This is a genomic window from Ruegeria sp. YTSA108 (genome assembly GCF_059610185.1).
In genome coordinates, this window is the sequence record NZ_JBXWND010000006.1 from 149,404 (window position 1) to 169,892 (window position 20,489).

19 protein-coding genes are annotated in these 20,489 nt (G+C 57.1%); 6 read left to right on the forward strand and 13 right to left on the reverse strand.

All coding sequences use genetic code 11. The annotated features are described in order from the left end of the window. The first annotated feature begins 54 nt into the window (after window positions 1-54). Together AC2FHW_RS10900 and AC2FHW_RS10905 are read left to right on the forward strand one after the other, a co-directional pair. Window positions 55-633, forward strand: a complete 579-nt coding sequence (locus AC2FHW_RS10900) for a nitroreductase family protein (RefSeq protein WP_281972678.1) — start codon at window positions 55-57, stop codon at window positions 631-633. After that, the gene (locus AC2FHW_RS10905) at window positions 630-1,328 is read left to right on the forward strand and encodes an EI24 domain-containing protein (protein ID WP_496821914.1); all 699 of its coding nucleotides are present in this window, start codon (window positions 630-632) and stop codon (window positions 1,326-1,328) included. The genes AC2FHW_RS10900 and AC2FHW_RS10905 overlap by 4 nt, the downstream gene beginning before the upstream one ends. A 3-nt stretch (window positions 1,329-1,331) precedes the next feature. On the opposite strand, the gene AC2FHW_RS10910 is transcribed toward AC2FHW_RS10905, so the two are convergent. Both AC2FHW_RS10910 and mce read right to left on the reverse strand, forming a co-directional pair. Next, a complete protein-coding gene (locus AC2FHW_RS10910; RefSeq protein WP_142636598.1) occupies window positions 1,332-1,607 on the reverse strand; it encodes a DUF1467 family protein in 276 nt (91 codons plus the stop codon). A 17-nt stretch (window positions 1,608-1,624) separates the two neighbouring features. Beyond that, the gene (gene mce / locus AC2FHW_RS10915; protein WP_142636596.1) at window positions 1,625-2,029 is read right to left on the reverse strand and encodes a methylmalonyl-CoA epimerase; all 405 of its coding nucleotides are present in this window, start codon (window positions 2,027-2,029) and stop codon (window positions 1,625-1,627) included. A gap of 134 nt (window positions 2,030-2,163) precedes the next feature. On the opposite strand from mce, the gene AC2FHW_RS10920 reads away from it, so the two are divergent. Then, the gene (locus AC2FHW_RS10920; protein ID WP_496708119.1) at window positions 2,164-2,880 is read left to right on the forward strand and encodes a response regulator; all 717 of its coding nucleotides are present in this window, start codon (window positions 2,164-2,166) and stop codon (window positions 2,878-2,880) included. Between the two features lie 195 nt (window positions 2,881-3,075). Here AC2FHW_RS10920 and aspS read toward each other — a convergent pair whose 3' ends face one another. The 4 genes from aspS to AC2FHW_RS10940 all read right to left on the reverse strand — a co-directional run bounded on the left by aspS (window position 3,076) and on the right by AC2FHW_RS10940 (window position 7,328). Further along, the gene (gene aspS, locus AC2FHW_RS10925) at window positions 3,076-4,851 is read right to left on the reverse strand and encodes an aspartate--tRNA ligase (protein ID WP_496708118.1); all 1,776 of its coding nucleotides are present in this window, start codon (window positions 4,849-4,851) and stop codon (window positions 3,076-3,078) included. Between the two features lie 79 nt (window positions 4,852-4,930). Beyond that, on the reverse strand, window positions 4,931-5,602 hold the full coding sequence (locus tag AC2FHW_RS10930) for a CPBP family intramembrane glutamic endopeptidase (protein ID WP_496821916.1): 672 nt from the start codon (window positions 5,600-5,602) through the stop codon (window positions 4,931-4,933). Beyond that, window positions 5,599-6,246: an aminotransferase class IV family protein gene (locus AC2FHW_RS10935; RefSeq protein ID WP_496821918.1), complete on the reverse strand. Its 648-nt coding sequence runs from the start codon at window positions 6,244-6,246 to the stop codon at window positions 5,599-5,601. Before AC2FHW_RS10935 ends, AC2FHW_RS10930 begins: the two co-directional genes overlap by 4 nt. Beyond that, window positions 6,201-7,328, reverse strand: a complete 1,128-nt coding sequence (locus AC2FHW_RS10940) for an aminodeoxychorismate synthase component I (RefSeq protein WP_271949252.1) — start codon at window positions 7,326-7,328, stop codon at window positions 6,201-6,203. The genes AC2FHW_RS10935 and AC2FHW_RS10940 overlap by 46 nt, the downstream gene beginning before the upstream one ends. 177 nt (window positions 7,329-7,505) lie before the next feature. Here AC2FHW_RS10940 and carB point away from each other — a divergent pair, with 177 nt between their 5' ends. After that, entirely contained in the window at window positions 7,506-10,850 is a 3,345-nt protein-coding gene (gene carB, locus AC2FHW_RS10945) for a carbamoyl-phosphate synthase large subunit (protein WP_496710469.1), read from the forward strand. Between the two features lie 60 nt (window positions 10,851-10,910). Here the strand turns inward: carB and AC2FHW_RS10950 are convergent, their stop codons facing one another. The 3 genes from AC2FHW_RS10950 to AC2FHW_RS10960 are packed head-to-tail and all read right to left on the reverse strand — an operon-like array spanning window position 10,911 to window position 15,474. Then, window positions 10,911-13,961, reverse strand: a complete 3,051-nt coding sequence (locus tag AC2FHW_RS10950) for an efflux RND transporter permease subunit (RefSeq protein ID WP_281972672.1) — start codon at window positions 13,959-13,961, stop codon at window positions 10,911-10,913. Between the two features lie 11 nt (window positions 13,962-13,972). Further along, the gene (locus tag AC2FHW_RS10955; protein WP_281972671.1) at window positions 13,973-15,010 is read right to left on the reverse strand and encodes an efflux RND transporter periplasmic adaptor subunit; all 1,038 of its coding nucleotides are present in this window, start codon (window positions 15,008-15,010) and stop codon (window positions 13,973-13,975) included. Further along, entirely contained in the window at window positions 15,007-15,474 is a 468-nt protein-coding gene (locus AC2FHW_RS10960; protein ID WP_496708115.1) for a MarR family winged helix-turn-helix transcriptional regulator, read from the reverse strand. Before AC2FHW_RS10960 ends, AC2FHW_RS10955 begins: the two co-directional genes overlap by 4 nt. A gap of 166 nt (window positions 15,475-15,640) precedes the next feature. On the opposite strand from AC2FHW_RS10960, the gene AC2FHW_RS10965 reads away from it, so the two are divergent. Continuing rightward, complete coding sequence (locus tag AC2FHW_RS10965) at window positions 15,641-16,765, forward strand: beta-ketoacyl-ACP synthase III (protein ID WP_271949238.1); 1,125 nt, start codon at window positions 15,641-15,643, stop codon at window positions 16,763-16,765. Window positions 16,766-16,985: 220 nt separating this feature from the next. Here the strand turns inward: AC2FHW_RS10965 and AC2FHW_RS10970 are convergent, their stop codons facing one another. Continuing rightward, a complete protein-coding gene (locus AC2FHW_RS10970; RefSeq protein ID WP_142636888.1) occupies window positions 16,986-17,447 on the reverse strand; it encodes a hypothetical protein in 462 nt (153 codons plus the stop codon). Window positions 17,448-17,800: 353 nt separating this feature from the next. Between AC2FHW_RS10970 and AC2FHW_RS10975 the strand changes: the two genes are divergently transcribed. Then, complete coding sequence (locus tag AC2FHW_RS10975) at window positions 17,801-18,379, forward strand: thymidine kinase (protein ID WP_142636576.1); 579 nt, start codon at window positions 17,801-17,803, stop codon at window positions 18,377-18,379. Here AC2FHW_RS10975 and AC2FHW_RS10980 read toward each other — a convergent pair. The 3 genes from AC2FHW_RS10980 to proC are packed head-to-tail and all read right to left on the reverse strand — an operon-like array spanning window position 18,376 to window position 20,472. Continuing rightward, window positions 18,376-19,326, reverse strand: coding sequence for a 2-hydroxyacid dehydrogenase (locus AC2FHW_RS10980; protein WP_271949234.1), 951 nt, complete (start codon window positions 19,324-19,326; stop codon window positions 18,376-18,378). The genes AC2FHW_RS10975 and AC2FHW_RS10980 overlap by 4 nt on opposite strands. Continuing rightward, a complete protein-coding gene (locus tag AC2FHW_RS10985; RefSeq protein ID WP_271949232.1) occupies window positions 19,326-19,664 on the reverse strand; it encodes a tRNA-binding protein in 339 nt (112 codons plus the stop codon). Before AC2FHW_RS10985 ends, AC2FHW_RS10980 begins: the two co-directional genes overlap by 1 nt. Continuing rightward, complete coding sequence (gene proC / locus AC2FHW_RS10990) at window positions 19,657-20,472, reverse strand: pyrroline-5-carboxylate reductase (protein ID WP_271949228.1); 816 nt, start codon at window positions 20,470-20,472, stop codon at window positions 19,657-19,659. Before proC ends, AC2FHW_RS10985 begins: the two co-directional genes overlap by 8 nt. Between the last annotated feature and the right edge of the window lie 17 nt (window positions 20,473-20,489).

Genomic DNA, 20,489 nt, shown 5'->3' on the forward strand with positions numbered 1-20,489 from the left:
AACTCGCCAGACGTTCAACCAGATACAGACAGCCTATGTAAAGGAAGTTAACATATGTCCTTGAAGAATCCGGCCGCTTTTGAGTTTCTGCAGACCCGTCGATCGCGCCCAGCCAAAACGTTGATTGAACCAGCCCCCGACCGTGAGCAGCTGATGCCCCTGCTGACCGCAGCAGCCCGCAGCCCGGATCACGGAAAACTGGAACCCTGGCGGTTCATCGTGCTTGAAAAAGGCGCAATGGGGCGCCTGTCAGGGCTAACGCAGGAATGCGGTGAGGCGCTTGGCAAATCCCCTCAAGACATTGAAAAAGCGCGCGGGCAGTTCGATTTAGGCCATCTCGCCGTCGCTGTGATCGAGGTTCAGAAGCCTTCGGAAAAGATTCCAGCCATCGAGCAGACCTATTCTGCCGGGGCTGTTTGCCTTGCTTTGCTGAACGCTGCTTTGACCGCAGGATGGGGCGCGAATTGGTTGTCTGGCTGGCAAACCCACGATCCGGAATTCTGTCGCAAGGCGTTTGAATTGCAGGATAACGAACGGGTTGCCGGTCTGATCCATATCGCGACCGAGGGCTCGACCCCGCCCGAACGCCCCCGCCCGGATGTTGATGCCCTGACCGAATGGGTCACAGAATGATCATCCTCAACGCCTTTTTTTCAGCGCTTGGTCAGATCGGAGACCCGAAATTCCGCGGGGTTCTGCTGCGAGGTATCGGCCTGACCATCCTGATGCTGATCGCAGCCTGCGCCGGTGCAATTTGTCTGATCAACCGGCTGTCAGGGGACGAGATATCGCTGCCATTCATTGGTGCAGTTCCCTGGCTGAATGACGTCCTCAGCTATTCCGGCATTTTCCTGGTGCTGATCCTGCCAGTGTTTCTGATGATTCCCGTCGCCTCAGCCATCACGTCTGTGTTTCTGGACGATGTCGCACAAGCTGTAGAGGACAGGCATTATCCGAGCCTGCCCGCGGTTCCACGCATCCCGATAGGCGATGCGATCACTGACGCGCTTGGTTTTATGGGTGTGCTGATTGTGGCCAACCTTCTGGCGCTGATCCTTTATGCGATCTTCACGCCACTGGCCCCGTTTATCTTTTGGGCGATGAACGGATTTCTGCTGGGGCGTGAGTATTTTACGCTGGCAGCCATGCGCCGTATCGGGCGTGAGGGCGCGCGAAAACTGCGGGCACAACATTCGTCAACAATTTGGCTTGCGGGCACGTTGATGGCCATCCCACTGTCTATTCCGCTGGTGAATCTTGTGATCCCGATTATCGGAGCTGCTACATTCACGCATATCTTTCATAAGCTGTCAGGGCCAACGCCCTGAAGCTTAGTTTCGCGGTTCCATTTGATTTAGCCAATCGAAATCCCGTACCGAAATCACGCCCGAAATAATGATCCCTGCAATGATAGCCCAGAGCACGACCGACACCCCGGTGGTGATCCATAGCTTTTTCTTCATGTGATGCACTTCCGGGGCCCCTGAATGGGTGCCGGGAACGACCTCGCCCAAATCACCCTGGGTCTTGATGCGGATCGGCAGAATCACCAAAAGCGTCATGAACCAGATGACGGCAAACAGAACCAGTCCTGCAGTGATCGTCATGTGTACACCTCCGGTGTTTATACTTGTTCCAACTCGACCAGACAGCCGTTGAAATCTTTGGGATGCAGGAAAAGAACCGGTTTCCCGTGCGCGCCGATCTTGGGTTCACCGCTACCCAACACCCGGGCGCCGGTTTCTTTCAGGTGATCACGCGCGGCAATGATATCCTCCACCTCATAGCAGACATGATGGATTCCGCCGGCGGGGTTCTTCTCTAGAAAACCATTGATCGGGCTGTCATCGCCCAGAGGATAAAGCAACTCGATCTTGGTGTTGGGCAATTCAATGAACACCACAGTAACGCCGTGATCAGGTTCATCCTGCGGCGCGCCAACCTTGGCACCTAAAGCGCTGCGGTACTGTTCAGACGCCGCCATAAGATCAGGGACGGCAATGGCAACGTGGTTTAAGCGGCCAATCATGGAACTCTCCTAACTTCTGTGTTGCAGCGGTTATGGGGACAGATCAGGCAAAGGACAAGTGCGCCAAATTGCCGTTAACCCCGTGTTAGCCAGAAGTTCCTAGCGTGAAGCATCTGCTGAATAGGAGTTCTCCCATGGACGATTCGAGCCCCTTCACCGCACCCGCACAGCCAACGGCCACGCGGCCGCTGCTGGGACAAACCATTTTGGTTGTTGAGGACAGCCGCTATGCCTGCGACGCCATCCGGTTAATGTGTTTGCATTCGGGTGCGCGGATCAGGCGAGCCGATTGCCTGAAATCCGCCCGACGCCACCTTCAAATCTATCGGCCTTCTGTGATCTTGGTGGATATGGGACTACCCGATGGCTCTGGTGCTGATCTGATTGCCGAATTGGCCATGACTACGCCCCGGATCGGAGCGATCCTGGGCATGTCAGGCGACGACAATTCAGAAACCCTTGCGACAGAGGTTGGCGCGGACGGGTTTCTTGCCAAACCGCTTAACTCACTGTCCTATTTCCAGTCGTCTATTCTGAATTGTCTACCTGAAGACCGCCGCCCCTCCACGCTCCACGCCGTTCGGGATGAGGTGATATGCCCCGATCCTATGGCCTATCAGGACGACATGGCACATATCGCCGATGTTCTGGCCGGACCGAATGACCACCGGTCACTGGACTATGCGGCCCAATTCCTGCGCGGCGTTGCCCGTGATGCGGAAGATACGGTTCTGGCCGAAGCCGCCCAGCAGTTGGCAGCCTCACGCGCCGCAGGTATGCCCATCACCGCTCTGACAGCCCAAGTTGCGGGAATAGTGCAGGCCCGTCTGGAACAGCGCGAGGCTATCTGAAGTGACAACCGCATATCTAATTACCGCATCGCTCCTTTGTCTGTGGGCATACAGACAGACACGCGTCAGCGCGCGTGACATTCGGAACAGCCGCGAGAGGAAAAAGGACCATTTCCTGTAAACCCGCTAACAGAGAATTGGAAATGGGTTGAAAACAGAAAAAAACCGCCACAGGCGACTGTGGCAGGTTTTCTATCAGTCCTGAGGGATAATCCGCAGGCCCAACTCCATCAGCTGGTCCGAGGCCGGGTCGGACGGTGCCTGCATCATCAGATCCTCGGCACGCTGGTTCATCGGGAACATCATGACTTCGCGGATATTGGCTTCATCGGCCAAAAGCATCACGATCCGGTCGATACCAGCTGCACAGCCACCGTGCGGCGGGGCGCCATAGTGGAAGGCGTTGAACAGCGCGCCAAAGCGGGATTTCACCTCATCCGCGCCGTAGCCAGCCAGCTCAAAAGCCTTCAGCATGATCTCGGGCTTGTGGTTCCGGATCGCGCCCGAGACCAGCTCGTATCCGTTACAGGCCAGGTCATATTGATAACCGCGCACGTCCAGAGGATTGCCGTTCAGCGCCTCCATCCCGCCCTGCGGCATCGAGAAGGGGTTGTGTTCAAAGTCGATCGCACCGGTTTCTTCGTCTTGCTCATAGATCGGGAAATCGACGATCCAGGCAAAGGCAAAGCGGTCTTTCTCGGTCAGGTTCAGTTCATCACCGATCACATCGCGCGCCCTGCCGGCCACCTTTTCAAAGGCTTTCGGTTTGCCGCCCAGGAAGAACGCAGCGTCTCCGACGCCCAGACCCAGTTGCTGGCGGATCGCCTCGGTCCGTTCAGGACCAATGTTTTTGGCCAGTGGACCGGCGGCCTCCATCCCTTCGCCCTGATCGCGCCAGAAGATATAGCCCATGCCGGGCAGACCCTCTTTCTGAGCAAAGGCGTTCATGCGGTCGCAGAACTTACGGCTACCACCGGTCGGCGCGGGGATGGCGCGGATTTCGGTGCCTTCCTGCTCCAGCAGCTTCGCGAAAATCGCGAAGCCAGACCCGCGGAAGTGGTCAGAGACCACTTGCATTTTGATAGGGTTCCGCAGATCGGGCTTGTCGCTGCCATACCACAGCGCCGCATCTTTGTAGGAAATCTGCGGCCAGTCCTGATCGACTTTACGGCCGCCGCCGAACTCTTCGAACACACCGGTCAGAACCGGCTGGATCGTGTCGAACACGTCCTGCTGTTCGACAAACGACATCTCAAGGTCAAGCTGGTAGAAATCGGTGGGCGAGCGGTCGGCACGCGGGTCTTCGTCACGGAAGCAGGGCGCGATCTGAAAATACTTGTCGAAACCCGACACCATGATCAGCTGTTTGAACTGCTGTGGGGCCTGTGGCAGCGCGTAGAACTTGCCCGGGTGCAAACGCGACGGCACAAGGAAGTCGCGCGCGCCTTCAGGCGAAGATGCGGTGATGATCGGCGTCTGATACTCGCGGAAGCCCTGATCCCACATGCGTTTGCGCATCGAGGCGACAACGTCCGAACGCAGGGTCATGTTGTTCTGCATCGCCTCGCGGCGCAGGTCCAGGTAACGATAGCGCAGGCGCGTTTCCTCAGGGTATTCCTGATCGCCGAACACCATCAGGGGCAGCTCGTCAGCGGCGCCCAGTACTTCCAACTCGCGCACGTAAACTTCGATCTCGCCCGTGGGCAATTTCGCGTTCACCAGATCGGCGGCGCGCGCTTTGACTGTGCCATCGATACGGATACACCATTCCGAGCGGACTTTTTCCAGTTCGGCGAATGCCGCGCTGTCGCCGTCGCACAAAATCTGTGTGACGCCGAAATGATCGCGAAGGTCGATGAATAGAACGCCGCCGTGATCTCGGACCCGATGCACCCAGCCAGACAGGCGAACGGTTTCACCGACATTGGCGGCAGTCAGAGCGGCGCAGGTGTGGCTGCGATAGGCGTGCATGGATCATATCCCTTCGGGCGCAGAATTGGTCGGGCCGATACACCGCGTCAGACTGGGAAAGTCAAGGCAAGTCGCACCGTCAAAACGGCCTTTGCACGTTGCCTGAGTAGAAATAGATGCCCAGACCCACCGCAAAGATGATGTTCCCCGCGATGGCATGCAGCAGAACCGCATAGAAAAACGATCCGCGTTTGCGATAGGCCCAGGTGAACAGCAACCCTCCGGCAAATGTCATCAGAGCTACGATCCAGCTCCAATACATCAGATGCGCAAGCGAGAAGAGCGATGCATTCAGCAGATAAGCTGTGCGTCCATTGGGCAGGATTGCGTGGTAGCGACGAAAGAACAGCGACCGGAACAGCAGCTCTTGCGGCAGGGCGGAAACGAATGGGTAAAACACCCAAATCATCGCCAGCAGCTCGGGTTGGTTGTGCAACAGGAAAAAGGCAGCTTCGAGACGGGTCAGTCGTACTAGCGCAACACAAAACAGTGTCATTCCCACAGCAAAGCCGGCGACTTCGGACCAGGACCAGTTGCGCCAGTTATATCGCAATTCAGCCCAAGCAAATCCGTGCGTGAAATGCAACAACACGATCCCGATGGCCGTAAAGGTAAACAGCGATGGAAACATCCAGTTTGGCGGGAAAAGTACGGCGATCAGCACAGGTATGGCGACGAAGAACAAACCGAATTCCAGTCGCAACCAACGGGAAGATGCTGCGGCTTCAGCCCAATCGGTTTGCCTGTTCACAGTACCGCCAATTCTGCCCAGATCAGGCCTCGCAAGGAATTGCCCATCCAGAACCTTTCCGCGCTTTGCAGGTTGGTCATGGTCAGCACCGCCTCGCTGACTTTATTATTTTCCAGCAAGTCTTCGCGCAAGATCCCGGGAAGCAAACCGGAGGACAAGGGCGGCGTCAGGCAACGACCATCGGGCATGTCCAGAAAGATGTTAGTGATGGTGCCCTCGCACACTTCGTCACGCTCATTCAGAAACAGCCACTCATCTACGCCCTCGGGCAGTGCCGCCCGGGCCCGGTCATAAACATCGCGCTGCGTCGTCTTGTGCTGCAACCAGATATCAGAGGCGGCAAGCCTCGTATTGGAAACTGCGACCCGCCAGACGGACGGGTTATCCGCCAGTGCACCAGTTGTCACGCCAAACCCGCCACTGATGTCCATCGTCAATCGACAGCGCAACGAGATTGAACCCGCAACTTGGTCAAGCGTTGCAATCGCGCGCCCTGCATCGAAAGGAAGCCCCAATGCCCGTGCCGAACGCTCCATCCGGGCCAGGTGTTTTCCAACACGCACAAACCCGCTCTCTGGCCGGAATGCCAGCGTTTCGATCAGACGGAAGTCAGGGTCAGCTGGTGGGCGAAACGTGCCTTCCATAGCGCTTCCTCATATTCGGATGGGGCTGTGCTGTCCCAGACAACACCCCCACCCACATTCAGCGTGGCCTTGTTGCCCTCGACCATCAGCGTACGAATAGCCACGTTGAACTCGGATCGCCCGTCTGGCGCGGCCCAGCCGATAGCACCACAATAGATATCGCGTGGCCAGGGTTCGAGATCAGTCAAAATCTCCATCGCGCGAATTTTGGGCGCGCCTGTGATCGAGCCGCAGGGAAACAAAGCGTTTAGGATATCGGAAAGTTCTGCCCCAAGATGCAGCTGTGCCTGCACCAGCGAGATCATCTGATGCACGGTTGCATATGTTTCGACCTTGAAAAGCTCGGGTACCTTCACGGACCCCGGCAGCGCAACCCGGCTGATGTCATTGCGCAGAAGGTCAACGATCATGAGGTTTTCAGCGCGGTTCTTCTCGTCTCTCGACAAGAAATCGCGGCGGCGCGCGTCCTCGGCCATGTCTTCGCTGCGGGGTTGTGTGCCCTTCATCGGGCGGGTTTCGATCGTCCGATCTGCACCGGTGCGAAAGAACAACTCTGGCGAGCGGCTGAGCAAATCGGGCAAACCATCCTGCTGAACCAGCACTCCGTGACCGACCGGCTGGCCCACAGCCAACGCCGCATAAAGCGCGGCGCTATCCCCTTGCAATGTCAGGTCAATGGGGAACGTCAGGTTGGCCTGATAGATATCCCCGGCCCCGATCGCATCGTGGACCTGCTGAAAGGCGCGTGCATATCTTGCCTCGTCCCAGCGCGGTGTGAATTCGGCAACACCGCCTAGGGGTGCGGGCAGATCGCACTGGCCTGGCGCATCATAGGCGCCGAAACACAGCAGTGGCAGGCGGCGGTCAGCAGGCATACGGTCCAACAGGCGGGGTTCCAACGCATATCCAAGCTCATAGCTTGCATAACCGGCCAGCCAGGCCCCATCCGCGCGTGCCTCATCCAGCGCCGACAAAGCCTGTGGCACGTCCTCCGCATTGTCTGCACGGAACACCCGGTCTGGCCGTTCGAAATAAGTTCCCGATCCGGCCGGCCCCTGATCAAAACGAATACGCACGTGCATCCTCATTTGTCGTGCTGCGCGGTATAGACAATACGGCGGTAAGGGAAAGAGGGGAAAGCGGCAATTTCGCCCCTGTTTCCGATACCTCTTGAACCTTTTGGCGCGGTCCCTATAACGCAGAACAATTTGGGCACGCGGGCGGTGCCCTGACTCGCAGTTAACCGAAGGAAACAGGCTATGCCGAGAAGAACCGACATCCAGTCGATCATGATCATCGGGGCGGGCCCCATTGTCATCGGTCAGGCCTGCGAATTCGACTATTCAGGCGCACAGGCCTGCAAAGCCCTGCGCGAAGAAGGATACCGGGTCATTCTGGTAAACTCAAACCCGGCGACAATCATGACCGATCCCGGTCTGGCTGATGCCACTTATATCGAGCCGATCACGCCCGAAGTTGTCGCCAAGATCATCGAGAAGGAACGCCCCGACGCCTTGTTGCCCACAATGGGTGGGCAGACCGGACTGAACACCTCACTTGCACTGGAAGAGATGGGCGTACTGGACGAGTTCGGTGTCGAGATGATCGGTGCGACCCGCGACGCCATCGAAATGGCCGAAGACCGCAAACTATTCCGCGAAGCGATGGATCGGCTGGGCATCGAAAACCCCAAGGCCACCATCGTTACCGCCCCCAAGCGCGACGACGGCTCCACCGATCTTGATGCTGGCGTCCAGATTGCCTTGGGCGATCTGGAAGACATCGGCCTGCCTGCCATCATTCGCCCCGCCTTTACCATGGGCGGCACCGGCGGCGGTGTGGCTTATAACCGCGAGGATTATATTCACTTCTGCCGCTCGGGCATGGATGCCTCGCCGGTAAACCAAATCCTCGTCGATGAGAGCCTGCTGGGTTGGAAAGAGTATGAGATGGAGGTGGTACGCGACACGGCCGACAACGCCATCATCGTCTGTTCCATTGAGAATATCGATCCGATGGGTGTGCATACCGGCGACTCGATCACTGTGGCCCCTGCCCTGACACTGACCGACAAAGAATACCAGATCATGCGCAACGGCTCCATCGCCGTTCTGCGCGAGATTGGGGTCGAGACTGGCGGTTCGAACGTACAATGGGCGATCAACCCCGAAGACGGCCGGATGGTCGTGATCGAGATGAACCCCCGCGTGTCGCGTTCGTCCGCGCTGGCGTCCAAGGCGACCGGGTTCCCGATTGCGAAGATCGCGGCCAAACTGGCTGTTGGCTATACGCTGGACGAGCTGGACAATGACATCACCAAGGTCACGCCCGCCTCCTTCGAACCAACCATCGACTATGTCGTGACAAAAATTCCGAAATTTGCGTTCGAAAAGTTCCCCGGCTCTGAACCTTACCTGACCACGGCGATGAAATCGGTGGGTGAGGCCATGTCCATTGGCCGCACGATCCACGAATCGATGCAAAAGGCGCTGGCTTCGATGGAATCCGGCCTGACTGGCTTTGATGAAGTGGAAATCCCCGGCCTGAACGTTGGTATCTGGGACGAGGTCAGTGACAAAGTCGCGGTGATCAAAGCGATCAGCAAGCAAACCCCCGACCGTCTGCGCACCATCGCGCAGGCCATGCGTCATGGTTTGACCGATGATGAGATTTTTGGGGTCACCAAATTTGACCCTTGGTTCCTGGCCCGCATCCGCGAGATCATCGAGGCCGAGCGTCAGTTGCGCAAAGACGGCCTGCCGGTGACCGAAGAAGGCATCCGCAGGCTGAAAATGCTTGGCTTTACCGATGCGCGCTTGGGCAACCTGACAGGCCGTGACGAAGGCAATGTACGCCGCGCCCGCCGCAATCTGGGTGTTAACGCAGTGTTCAAACGCATCGACACTTGCGCTGCCGAGTTTGAGGCGCAGACGCCCTATATGTACTCGACCTACGAAGCCCCTATGATGGGTGATGTTGAGTGCGAGGCACGCCCGAGCGATCGCAAAAAGGTCGTCATCCTTGGCGGCGGCCCGAACCGGATCGGTCAGGGGATCGAGTTTGACTATTGCTGCTGTCACGCCTGTTTCGCACTGACTGAAGCGGGCTATGAAACTATCATGATAAACTGCAACCCCGAGACCGTGTCGACCGACTACGACACCTCGGATCGGTTGTATTTCGAGCCTCTGACCTTCGAGCACGTGATGGAAATCCTGACGAAGGAACAAGAAAACGGCACGTTGCACGGAGTAATCGTGCAGTTCGGCGGTCAGACCCCGCTGAAACTGGCAAATGCGCTGGAAGAGGAAGGCATCCCGATCCTCGGCACCACGCCGGACGCCATCGATCTGGCCGAAGACCGTGAACGCTTCCAGGCGCTAGTCAACGATCTGGGCCTGAAACAGCCCAATAACGGCATTGCCTCGACCGACGAGCAGGCGCTGAAAATCGCCGAGGATATCGGCTTTCCGCTAGTGATCCGCCCGTCCTATGTACTGGGTGGCCGCGCGATGGAAATCGTGCGCGATATGGACCAGCTGCGGCGCTATATCAACGAGGCCGTGGTGGTCTCGGGCGACAGCCCCGTGCTGCTGGACAGCTATTTGGCGGGCGCGGTTGAACTGGATGTCGACGCCCTGTGCGACGGCACGGACGTACATGTCGCAGGCATCATGCAGCATATCGAAGAGGCTGGCGTGCATTCGGGCGATAGCGCCTGTTCGCTGCCGCCCTACTCGCTGTCGAAAGAGGTGATTAGCCGGATCAAGGATCAGACTTTCAAGCTGGCCAAGGCGTTGAACGTTGTCGGCCTGATGAATGTACAATTTGCGATCAAGGATGACGATATCTACCTGATCGAAGTCAACCCGCGCGCCTCACGCACCGTGCCATTTGTGGCCAAAGCCACGGACAGCGCCATTGCCTCCATCGCCGCGCGTGTGATGGCCGGCGAGAAGCTCGCGGATTTCCCGTTGCGCCCGGCTTACAAGACCGTGGACGACACCAAGATCGCCGACCAGATGACACTGGCAGACCCGGATATGCCGTGGTTCTCGGTGAAAGAGGCGGTGCTGCCCTTCGCCCGGTTCCCCGGCGTCGACACTATTCTGGGGCCTGAGATGCGCTCGACCGGAGAAGTCATGGGCTGGGACCGCGACTTCCCCCGCGCCTTCCTCAAAGCACAGATGGGTGCGGGAATGGTGCTGCCATCCTCGGGACGTGCGTTTATTTCGATCAAGGATGCCGACAAGACGCCTGCCATGCTTGAGGCCGCACAGGTTCTGGCCGCACAGGGCTTTGCCCTTGTCGCCACCCGCGGAACGCAAAGCTGGCTGGCCGAGCACGGTATTGCCTGTGATCTGGTCAACAAGGTCTACGAAGGTCGCCCCGACGTGGCTGACATGCTTAAAGATGGTCAGGTACAGTTGGTGATGAATACCACCGAAGGTGCACAGGCGGTCGAGGACAGCAAGGCCATCCGGTCCATCGCGCTCTATGACAAGATCCCATATTTCACCACCGCCGCCGCCAGCCACGCTGCCGCGTTGGCGATAAAGGCGCAGGCCGAAGGTGATGTCGAGGTCAGGTCCCTGCAAGGCTGACCTTCTCCCACTACACCAGAATAAAGCAAAACCCCCGGTCCATGACCGGGGGTTTTTCATTTAGACAACCGGCTGCGGTGGTTTCTTGCGCCGTTCCTCCGGCAGGAAGAACACCATGTAGAACACGGGGGCCGCCACCATGGTAAGGACCGTGGCAAAGGCCAGACCACCCATGATGGTCACCGCCATCGACCTGAAGAACGCATCCGTCAACAACGGAGCCATACCCAAAATCGTCGTGATTGCGGCCAGCATCACCGGGCGCAAACGCGAGACCGAAGCCTCGATGATCGATTCACGCAGCCCCTGCCCGGTTGCACGTACCAAATCGATCTCTTCGACCAAAACGATACCATTCTTGATCAGCATCCCCGATAGGCTAAGCAGTCCCAGTAGCGCCGTAAATGTGAACGGCAGACCCGTGCCCAGCAGACCGATCACCACTCCGTTTACCGACATCGGTACCAACAGCCAGATAATGATCGGCTGACGAATGGCGTTGAATATCAGCACCGAAATCAGAACCATGATCAACAGGCTCAACGGCAACTGACGACCCAGGCTTTTATTTGCATCGCCAGCATTCTCGAACTCTCCACCCCATTCCAGTCGATAGCCCGCTGGCAGCTCCATGCTTTCGATGGCTGTGCGGACTTCGGAATGAACCTGCGCAGCTGTCAAATCCGGCGGGATGTCGGCCCCTACCGTAATGGTCAGCACACGATCCCGGCGGTGAACCAGCGTATTGAGTGCCTTATATTCGAACCTGTCGACCATCTGCTCGATCGGTACGAATTTCTGCGACTGGTCCGAGAATACAACCTGATCCACGATCGAATAATCCCCGTCCACCGGGCGGCGCAAGATGATCGGAATCAGACGGTCGCGCTCGCGGAACACACCACCGGTGATCCCATCGGTCGAGAATTGCAGAGTCGCCGCGATATCTTCGCGCGACACCCCAGCGGTCTGCGCCCGTTCGGTCGCATAAATTGGCTGGACAGCCAGCCCTTGTTCGCGCCAGTCGTGATAGACGTTCAGCGCATTGGGCGAGGCCGCGCGCATCGTCTGCACAGCCTCATTCGCAAGTTGCCGAAGCACCGCCGGATCGCTTCCCGAGAAACGGGCCTGAATTGGATCACCGCCGCCAGGACCAAAGACCAGCCGCTTGGTGCGGAACTTGCCTTCGGGGAACTGCGCCGAGCCAAACGCCTCGAGATCCGCCCGCAAAGCCGGAATGTCATCCAATGTTTCCGTCCGGATGATCATGTGACCGTAGCTGGGGTTCGGTTTTTCCGAAGAGTAGGTCAACAAAAAACGAGTTGCTCCTTGCCCAACAAATGTCGTGACAGATACCACATCGTCCCGATCCGCCAGCCAGTTTTCGAAAACAGCCATATCCTCGGCGGTGCGCGCAATGGGTGTGCCCTGCGGCAGGTTGTAATGCACGAAAAACAGCGGTGTATTCGAGTCTGGAAAGAACTGTTGTTTGACCAAGCCAAATCCTGCGAAACAGACCACCGTAATGCCCACCAGCATTGCAATCACCATCCAACGGAACCGCAGCGCCCAGTTTAGGATCGCGCCATAAACACGGAACATGATCCCGCCATAGGCATCAATTTCACCTTCTTTGCCCTGCTTGAAGAAATAGTGCCCAAGCATCGGAGTCACCGTCAGCGCCAGGGTCCAGCTCAGCAGCAGCGATATCCCGATAACAGCAAATAGCGAAAACAAGAACTCACCCGTCGCATCAGGGCTAAGACCAATCCCGGCAAAAGCCATGATGCCAATCACCGTTGCTCCCAACAGCGGGATTTGCGTTTTGGCCGCAGCCTCATCCGCCGCATCGCGCGAATTCTTGCCGCGCAGCATTGCAATCTGCATTCCTTCGGCCACCACAATGGCGTTGTCCACCAACATACCCATCGCGATGATCAAAGCGCCCAGCGAAATTCGTTCCATCTCGATCGAGAACAATGCCATGAACAACAACGTGCCAACCACGGTCAGCAACAGAGTTGTTCCCACAACCACAGCCGCGCGCCAACCCATGAACAGCGCCAAAACCGCAACAACAATAGAGACCGACAGCGCGAGGTTCACCAGAAAATCGTTCGATGCCTGCTCAACAACGACGTGCTGCTGGTAAATCGGCAGGATTTCGACACCATAGGGGATCTGAGAATCCAACTCGGCAAATTTCGCGTCAGCACGCTTGCCGACCTCAACGATATTATCAGTCGAAAGCCCAGCGATACCCAGAGTGAAGGCTTCGGTCCCGTTGAACCGGATGATGACATTGGGATCGGTTAGGCGACCACGATGTACATTCGACATATCGAACAGGTTGATAACCTGGCCCTGCGATCCAACAGAAAGGCCAGCTATGGCGGAAACCGTATCGGACCCTTCGGCGGTTAATATCGCGGTCCGGCCATCTTCTGATCGCAATGACCCCGACGAGTTTACCGAGTCCGCATTTGTAATCGCGTCGGTAAGCGCCTGCAGAGGCACGTTCTGGTTCACCGAAATAGACAGGTCGGGTTCGATAAAGATCGCCTCTTGCGGCAGCCCCATCACCTCGACATCCGCGACACCGTCAACCGTCAGTAGTTCGCGCCGAAGAAATGTGGAAAGCTCATGTTTTTCAGCGTCCGAGAAGCCCTCGGCCGTGACCGCATAAAACAAGCCAAACACATCGCCAAACCCGTCATTGACCAGCGGTTCACCCACCCCCGATGGCAGCTCCCGTGAGGCGTCACGGACTTTGGCGCGCAATTTGGTCCAGATCTCCGGTAGCTCGGTCCCATCATAGGCTGAGTTAATCTCGACCTCGATCAGCGAAAAACCGGGCTGGTTCATTGATGTGATTGTCTTGACCTCGCCCATCTGCTGGATGGCGGATTCCAGTGGCTCTGAAACCTCCAGCGCCACTTGTTCAGCCGTTGCCCCCGGATACTGGGTAGCGATGACGGCGTTTTTGATTGTGAAGGCTGGATCTTCCAGACGGCCAAGCGACAGAAATCCCCAGATGCCGCCGAACAAGGCGATCAGGATGACCAGCCATGTATAGATAGGGCGATCAATGGATGCGCGTGCGATGTTCATCAATCCGCCCCTTAGTTGGCAAGGCCGGTAAAGCGGCGCACCACCTGACCGTCAATCAAAACGTCGCCGCCGGCGACAACGATTTCTTCCCCGTCACTTAGGCCGTCCAGTACGTTGACATCACCGGTTTCCGTGGGCTCGATGGTAACGGGGACGCGGCGCAGTGTCCCTTGGTCAGCCCCAGTCGGAGAAAACACCATTACGCCCAGCGCCCCTTCGACATCGGCCACAATGGCTGTAGGCGGAACAAAGATCCCCCGTTTCTGGTCCTTGACCCGAACGGTCACAGTAGCCGACGAACCAGGCAGAATTTGCAGCCCTTCAGGCGGTGTCAGGCCAAATTGGATGCGGAAGGTTTGACCGACACTTGAAGATTCAGCATCGAATTCGCGGATCTGAAGCGGGAAGACTTCGTCGCTCACCGGAAATTTCGCGGTGATGGTGATGTCATCCTGCTGGCCTGACCGTTGAAACAAAATTTCGGGTACGTCGACCTCAATCCGAAGTTCGGACATATCATGGATGCGCACGATCGGAGTACCTGCGGAAACAGTGGTAAAGGCCTCGACCGCCCGGCTGGACACCAGCGCGTTAAACGGTGCCGTCAATGTCGCCTGTTCCAGGTCGTATAGCGCGTCACGCACAGCGATATCAGCCAGTTGCGCCGCAGTCTCAGAGTCGTCCACAGCCACTTGGCTGGCCGCAGTTCCCCGCAGCCGAGACAGGCGGGCCAGGGTCCGATCCGCCTGATCTTTCTGCAGAACGGCACGATCATAGCGGCGCTGGAACGGCTCGCGATCCAGCTCGGCGATCAGCTCACCCTTGGGGATGACAAATCCTTCAGCCACTGGCATTTCAATGATCTGTCCAGCCACCTGAAAGGCCAGATCAACCGTTTGCCGCGCAGCGACGCGACCAAAGAACTGACGTGTGAACCCAGGTGTGGTTTCCTTTACCACCATCAGCTTTACCGGCTTGGCAGCTTCTTCAGCCATGATTGAGCTGGAGAGAATGGTCAGGGCCACGCCCAAAGCAGAGATCAGTTTCATTTCTTCAGTCCCTCGGGAATTCCAGTTTTCAGTATGTTTTCCCGGATCTTCCGGGCCAGTCTTGCGAATTCTGCCGTTTCATCTTTGGTCAGTCCGGACGCGCGCTGAAACAGGGCGCCCGCTTGGGCCACAAGCATCTGGCGTGTTTCTGTGCCTTTTTCGGTCAAAACCAAAAGCCATGCCCGGCGGTCCTCAGGGTCGCGTTCGCGCCTCAGATAGCCCGCTTTTTCCAAGGCATCGGCGGTCGACGTGATTGTCGAAGGAACTGACAGCATGTCAGCCGCTAAAACGCCCATGCGCCTGGGCTGATCCAATTTGATCACCATATGGCATTCCTGATGGCTCAGCTCTATTTCGATGGCATCGAAGCTCTCCTCGAGCTTCCAATAGAGCGCATACACACCCATCATCGCCTGCATCTCGGGGCTTAAGCGATGCAACAGAGTGTTATGATCATGGGCCATGGGATGATTCCTTGCAGAATTTGACGCGTATATACTTCGAAAAACGAACTATTCAAGAACTGAAGCTCAATTTCCAACCAAGCTTAACATTCCCTCGGGTCAATCTCTCTTGAACAATACCAATCATAACGGCATTTTGGGTGAATCCAGAAATCCAGGACCCAACATGTATACGCCAGCAATCACCGGCTCGGGTGTTTTCACGCCAGATAATGTCATTACGAATGCCGAGCTCGTTTCGGCCTTCAATGCATATGCCGACAAGATGAACACCCAGAACGCAGATGCGATTGCCGCTGGTGACGTTGAACCGATGCAGCATTCGTCTGAAGAGTTCATTCTGAAGGCCTCCGGAATCGAGAACCGCTATGTGATGGACAAAGCGGGCGTTCTGGATCCCGACGTGATGCACCCGCTGTTTCGTCAGCGCTCTGACGATGAACCTGGCATCATGACCGAAATGGCCGTTGACGCCTGCAAGAAAGCGCTGGCACAGGCTGGGCGCAACGGGGACGATGTTGATCTGGTAATCTGCGCGGCTTCGAACCATGAACGGGCTTATCCTGCAATCGCGATCGAGATCCAGCAGGCGCTGGGATGCAAAGGGTTCGGATTCGACATGAACGTTGCCTGTTCTTCGGCCACGTTCGGCATTCAGGCGGCGGCGGATATGGTCAGGTCCGGTTCGGTAAAATGTGCGCTTGTGGTAAACCCCGAGATTTGCACGGGCCACCTGGAATGGCGTGACCGAGATTGCCACTTTATTTTTGGTGACGTGGCAACGGCCACCGTGATCGAACGGATCGAGGATGCGACCGGACCGCATTTCGAGATTTTGTCGACCAGCTGCGCCACGGATTTTTCCAACAACATCCGAAACAATAATGGCTTCCTGCGTCGCACTCGGCCAGAGGGATTGACCGACCGCCGCGATATGCAGTTCATGCAAAACGGCCGTAAAGTGTTCAAAGAGGTTCTTCCAATGGTCAGCAAGCACATTGCCGATCACATGGACGCCGAAGGGATCAGCAACGCCGATCTCAAACGTCTTTGGCTGCATCAGGCGAACAAAACGATGAATGATTTCATCGGTAAAAAAGTCATGGGCCGCGAACCCGCCCCCGGAGAACAGCCAAACATCCTGCAAGACTATGCGAACACGTCCTCGGCTGGGTCGATCATCGCATTTTCGAAATACTCTGACGATTTCACCGATGGCGAGATCGGCCTTATCTGTTCCTTCGGAGCAGGGTATTCCGTGGGTTCGGTAATCGTGAAACGGCACGGTTAAGACAACACTCCGCGCAACCACAAATTCGTACAAGAAAGCCGGGCTTATTCTACCCTGCTTGGTTGTTTGATCCTTGTTTCAGCACTGGCATCACCCCGTCCGGCGGCAAGCGGCAAAAGCCCCAGCATGCGAGCGTTCAGATCGGGTCAAGTTTGACCTAGCATGTCATGAGTATCGGTACGCACACCAAACTGGATCAAGACACGCAACTTCCCTTGCCTCAGCTCACGCTTTCTTCTTCCAGGTGCAGCTTCATCTCGATCAGAACATGCTGCAGCAGGCTGGTTTCCTTCAACAGGCGTTTGGCCTCGTTCACCGTGATGATACCGTCTTCGATAGCTGACTGATATTCGGTCATAAGCATGGCAAAGCGTTGGCTCAACGCGATGACATCCGAATTCACACCTCCGGTGCGAGGAGCGTCCGTGTTGCGGCCATCATATGACAGCGTAATGTTCTTGAGGTCGGCCAACGCCGACGTCACATGCGGAAAGTTGGCCACCGCTTCAAGGCGTGCAACCGCATCAACCGGCATGAACCGATCAGCATGCTCTGCATTATCTGAATAATATCGGCCAAGCGTGGCTTTGGATTTACCCGTGATCTCGCACGCGGACTCAATTCCAACGTCCTTGACCAACGCTTCGGTGTGCTTTTTGAGATAGGCCCCGATATCTGCCATGTTTTTACCTTTGCTACCTGCCTTCCCCACTACATCTGCCATTGCGGGGGAAAGGGAAATGAAATTTCCCATACCTGATTCATAATTGAAATGCGATATGTTGGCTATCCCTCAGATATGCGAGGGTTTTGTGAGTGAGTGGCGGCAATAATGCCGGTAGCGAGTGATAGCGGGGCACATATTAGCCCCGCTTCGTTTAGGCCGCTTATAGGCCGAAGGCGTCGCTGTTGTGAGTGCAGGGGCTCCATCCCCAAAGAGCGTGAGCTCATCCCCTAACTGGACAACGGCGGCGTCGCTCATTTCGCCACATGAGATGGCTTGCCCAGGCGGGGCTGGCGAATTAGACCCGAGCCATGGCAAAACTTTACTTCAACTACTCGACTATGAACGCGGGCAAATCGACCGTGTTGCTGCAGGCCTCGCATAATTATCGCGAGCGCGGCATGGATACTTACCTGATGACGGCTGCATTGGATGGGCGCGCCGGTGCTGGGAAAATTGCCTCGCGGATTGGGATATCATCCGAGGCTGATACTTTTGACACCGATGATGATGTTTTCGCCATGATCGAAGCCCGTCTGGCGCAAGGCAAAATTGCATGTGTCTTTATCGACGAAGCCCAGTTCCTGACCGAAGATCAGGTCTGGCAACTGGCCCGCGCCGTAGATGACCTGAACGTGCCGGTGCTGGCTTATGGGTTGCGGGTCGATTTTCAGGGCCGGCTGTTTCCCGGATCGGCCGCCTTGCTGGCGCTGGCGGATGAGATGCGTGAGGTTCGCACGATCTGCGAATGCGGCCGCAAGGCAACAATGGTGATTCGTCAGGACGAGAATGGAAATCCCATCACCCAAGGTGCTCAGGTCCAAATTGGTGGCAACGAAACCTATGTCTCGCTGTGCCGCAGGCATTGGCGCGAGGCCGTGGGCACCTAAACCGGATTTGGCAGCGGGCGCCCCTGAACAAAGGCCGCAACATTATCTAGCGCCATGTGCCCCATAGCGCTGCGGACCTCCTCAGTCGCGGTACCCAGGTGGGGCAACAGGGTCACGTTCTGCAAATCTATCAGAGCTTGCGGCACTGCGGGTTCGAATTCGTAGACATCCAGACCCGCACCCGCGATTTGCTTTTCTTGCAACGCCGAAATCAGGGCCGATTCATCCAATACCTCTCCCCGAGAAATATTGATCAGGATGGCAGCAGCGTTCATCGCCTGCAGCACCTGCGCATTGATCAGATGCCGGGTTTCGGCACCGCCCGGCACAGCCAGGATCAGGAAATCGACACCGGCAGCCAAAGCTTTGAGGTCTGAGACATAATCCGCCGGAAACTCTAACTCCTTTGGACTGCGCGATTGATAGGCGACGTGCATACCAAACCCATAGTGGCAACGTCGCGCGATGGCTTGCCCAATGCGCCCCATGCCCACAATGCCGACCCGTTTGCCGGTCACGTGATGGCCCAACATCTGTGTCGGGTGCCAGCCCTGCCAAAGGTTTGAACGTACCAGCCGTTCGCCTTCTCCGGCGCGGCGGGCCGTGGACAGCAGCAATGTCATGGCAATATCGGCAGTCGCATCTGTGACAGCACCCGGCGTATTGGTCACCGCGATTCCGGCCTGACGGGCCGCCTCCACATCTATGTGATTATACCCAACCCCAAAGTTTGCCAGCAGTTTGCACCGCGGTTCCGGCACCTCAGCAAAGATCTGGGCAGAAAACAGGTCGCCCAAGGTCGGCACCACCACATCGAATTCGGACAGCGCATGCCCCATTTCCTTGAGTGACATCGGCAAGGTTTCACTGCGCATCTCTGCGTCAAACTCTGCGCGTGCACGTGCTGCGACAGAGGCGGTCATCGGTCGGGCAATGAACACACGCATCAGTGCATCCGCCCACCGGTTGGAACCTTGCCATCCGGCCCGATCAGGACGATCTCACCAGTCTCATCGGGCAATCCTAAAACAAGCACTTCGGACAGGAACTTGCCGATCTGGCGTGGAGGGAAATTTACCACCGCCATCACCTGCTTGCCCACCAATGAGGCGGGATCATAATGCGCAGTGATCTGGGCCGAGGTTTTCCGCTCGCCGATATCTCGTCCAAAATCGATCCACATCTTGATCGCTGGCTTGCGCGCTTCGGGGAAGGGCTCGGCGCGGATAACCTCGCCGACGCGAATGTCGACCTTGAGAAAATCGTCGAATGTAATTTCACTCACGAGACAGCTCCTTGGACCGATCAGTTGCGGCTTTAACAGCGCGGTGCAGCAGGTCGGGAAAACCGAATTCGTCGTGCATCAGGACCTCAAGCGCGGCCTGCGTGGTTCCATTAGGCGAAGTGACATTGACGCGCAGTTGCGAAGGGTCCTCGTCAGACGCCATGGCCAAGGCCCCTGCCCCGGCGACCGTGGACTTGGCCAGCCTCATCGCCAAATCATGTGGCAGGCCCTGAGCCTGACCCGCAGCAGCGAGCGTTTCTATAAGGTGGAATACATAGGCAGGGCCGGACCCGCTCAGCCCGGTAACGGCATCAATCTGCGCCTCATCCTGCAATCTGACCGTCTCACCGACCGCAGATAGCAGGTTTTCGGCTAGGGCCAGATCCGCATCCGAAACAGCAGAATTTCCAATCAACGCCGTGATTCCCTGTCGGATCGCCGCCGGGGTGTTCGGCATGGCACGCACGATTGGTGTTTTCTGGCCCAACACCTCTTCGAATGTTGAGATCGAGGTGCCCGCCGCCACCGACACGAACAGGCTGCGCCCACCGCCCAGGGCTGTAATTGCGGGCAGTGCATCGCCCATCATCTGTGGCTTTACCGCGACCAGCACTACCGCAGGCGCTTCGGGTAGCGGGGTATTGATGTTGACGTCCGACGATTTCAGCCAATCCGACGGGAAAGGATCAATCACCCAGACTGACGAGGCAGGAAGGCCATGCTCTAACCACCCGGCAAGCATGGCCGATCCCATCTTTCCGCATCCCAAAAGCACCAGCCCCTGTTCGGCGACGCGTGACATGTCCATGATTGCCCCTCCGCTTA

Excerpts from the sequence above, each read along its gene's own strand:
- AC2FHW_RS10980 (WP_271949234.1), bottom strand. The coding sequence starts at position 19,326 with ATGCGTGTGTTCATTGCCCGACCGATGACCGCCTCTGTCGCAGCACGT.
- AC2FHW_RS10905 (WP_496821914.1), top strand. The coding sequence starts at position 630 with ATGATCATCCTCAACGCCTTTTTTTCAGCGCTTGGTCAGATCGGAGAC.
- AC2FHW_RS10910 (WP_142636598.1), bottom strand. The coding sequence starts at position 1,607 with ATGACGATCACTGCAGGACTGGTTCTGTTTGCCGTCATCTGGTTCATG.
- aspS (WP_496708118.1), bottom strand. The coding sequence starts at position 4,851 with ATGCACGCCTATCGCAGCCACACCTGCGCCGCTCTGACTGCCGCCAAT.
- AC2FHW_RS10935 (WP_496821918.1), bottom strand. The coding sequence starts at position 6,246 with ATGGAAGGCACGTTTCGCCCACCAGCTGACCCTGACTTCCGTCTGATC.
- mce (WP_142636596.1), bottom strand. The coding sequence starts at position 2,029 with ATGATTGGCCGCTTAAACCACGTTGCCATTGCCGTCCCTGATCTTATG.
- proC (WP_271949228.1), bottom strand. The coding sequence starts at position 20,472 with ATGGACATGTCACGCGTCGCCGAACAGGGGCTGGTGCTTTTGGGATGC.
- AC2FHW_RS10960 (WP_496708115.1), bottom strand. The coding sequence starts at position 15,474 with ATGGCCCATGATCATAACACTCTGTTGCATCGCTTAAGCCCCGAGATG.
- AC2FHW_RS10970 (WP_142636888.1), bottom strand. The coding sequence starts at position 17,447 with ATGGCAGATATCGGGGCCTATCTCAAAAAGCACACCGAAGCGTTGGTC.
- carB (WP_496710469.1), top strand. The coding sequence starts at position 7,506 with ATGCCGAGAAGAACCGACATCCAGTCGATCATGATCATCGGGGCGGGC.
- AC2FHW_RS10900 (WP_281972678.1), top strand. The coding sequence starts at position 55 with ATGTCCTTGAAGAATCCGGCCGCTTTTGAGTTTCTGCAGACCCGTCGA.
- AC2FHW_RS10940 (WP_271949252.1), bottom strand. The coding sequence starts at position 7,328 with ATGCACGTGCGTATTCGTTTTGATCAGGGGCCGGCCGGATCGGGAACT.
- AC2FHW_RS10975 (WP_142636576.1), top strand. The coding sequence starts at position 17,801 with ATGGCAAAACTTTACTTCAACTACTCGACTATGAACGCGGGCAAATCG.
- AC2FHW_RS10965 (WP_271949238.1), top strand. The coding sequence starts at position 15,641 with ATGTATACGCCAGCAATCACCGGCTCGGGTGTTTTCACGCCAGATAAT.
- AC2FHW_RS10950 (WP_281972672.1), bottom strand. The coding sequence starts at position 13,961 with ATGAACATCGCACGCGCATCCATTGATCGCCCTATCTATACATGGCTG.
- AC2FHW_RS10955 (WP_281972671.1), bottom strand. The coding sequence starts at position 15,010 with ATGAAACTGATCTCTGCTTTGGGCGTGGCCCTGACCATTCTCTCCAGC.
- AC2FHW_RS10920 (WP_496708119.1), top strand. The coding sequence starts at position 2,164 with ATGGACGATTCGAGCCCCTTCACCGCACCCGCACAGCCAACGGCCACG.